Below are 1189 nucleotides of genomic sequence, written 5' to 3'. Positions count from 1 at the left end.
CGGCAGGGCGATGATGTAGACCTCGGGGTGACCGAAGAACCAGAACAGGTGCTGCCACAAGATCACCCCACCATTGGCCGGGTCATACAACTGCGCGCCGAATTGTCGGTCGACCTCCAAGCCCATCAACGCCGCGGTCAGCAACGGGAACGCCAGCAGGATCAGCACGCTGGTGACCAGGATGTTCCAGGTGAAAATCGGCATCCGGAACATCGTCATACCGGGAGCACGCAGGCAGACCACGGTGGTGATCATGTTGACCGCACCGAGGATGGTGCCCAGACCGGAAACGGCCAGGCCGAGGATCCACATGTCGGCGCCGGCACCCGGAGAGTGCACCGCATCGGTCAGTGGGGTGTAGGCAGTCCAGCCGAAGTCAGCCGCGCCACCGGGGGTGATGAATCCGGCGACCGCCACCGTCGAACCGAACACGAACAGCCAGAAGCTGAAGGCATTCAACCGCGGGAACGCCACGTCCGGCGCACCGATCTGAAGCGGCAGCACCACATTCGCGAAACCGATCACGATCGGCGTCGCGTACATCAGCAGCATCACGGTGCCGTGCATGGTGAACAGCTGGTTGTACTGCTCGGTCGACAGGAACTGCAGACCCGGAACAGTCAACTCAGACCGCATCAGCAGGGCCATCAGGCCACCGATGAGGAAGAACGCAAAGCAGGCAACCAAATACATGATGCCGAGCATCTTGTGGTCGGTGGTCGTCAACACCTTGTAGATGAACGAGCCCTTCGGCCCGGTGCGGTCGGGGTAAGGCCGAACCGGAGCCACCGCATTTGTGGGCTGGTCTAACGCAGTCACAGATCCTCCTATGGCGCCGCCACTCGCTCCGAGTCGTCGTGGTCGGCTGTTTGGCCCACGACGGCGCGAAGCGTACTGGAGATGATCGTAAACCCTATGGGCCGACGAAACCGGCTATCTCCTACGACGGTTCGTAGGAGATAGCCGGTTTCGGTGTAGCAGGTGGTGCGGTCAGCTCGGATCTGGGTCTGTCGAAGACTCGTGGGTTCCGACTGTCAGCGGATCGCGACGAGCTTTCTCGGCCTTGTCGCTGGTCTTGCCGTGACCGGCACCGACATGGGCTTCTTCCCGCATTCGCTCGACCATGTGCGGGTAGTGCAACTCGAACGCAGGCCGCTCCGACCGAATGCGCGGGAGCTCGGTGAAGTTG

1 protein-coding gene and 1 pseudogene are annotated in these 1189 nt (G+C 61.9%); both read right to left on the bottom strand.

What is annotated here, in order from left to right; all coding sequences use genetic code 11:
- A partial coding sequence (locus BFL43_RS00070) for a cbb3-type cytochrome c oxidase subunit I (protein WP_206186583.1) occupies positions 1–819 on the bottom strand: 819 nt, incomplete at its 3' end.
- 171 nt (positions 820–990) lie between these two features.
- Positions 991–1189: pseudogene (locus tag BFL43_RS00065) on the bottom strand (cytochrome ubiquinol oxidase subunit I); the annotation flags it as partial.

Origin of the sequence: Williamsia sp. 1135 (assembly GCF_002095395.1) — a bacterium.
Classification (GTDB): domain Bacteria; phylum Actinomycetota; class Actinomycetes; order Mycobacteriales; family Mycobacteriaceae; genus Williamsia.
The sequence above is the reverse complement of the archived record's forward strand: the minus strand, read 5'-3'. Positions and strand labels throughout refer to the sequence as shown.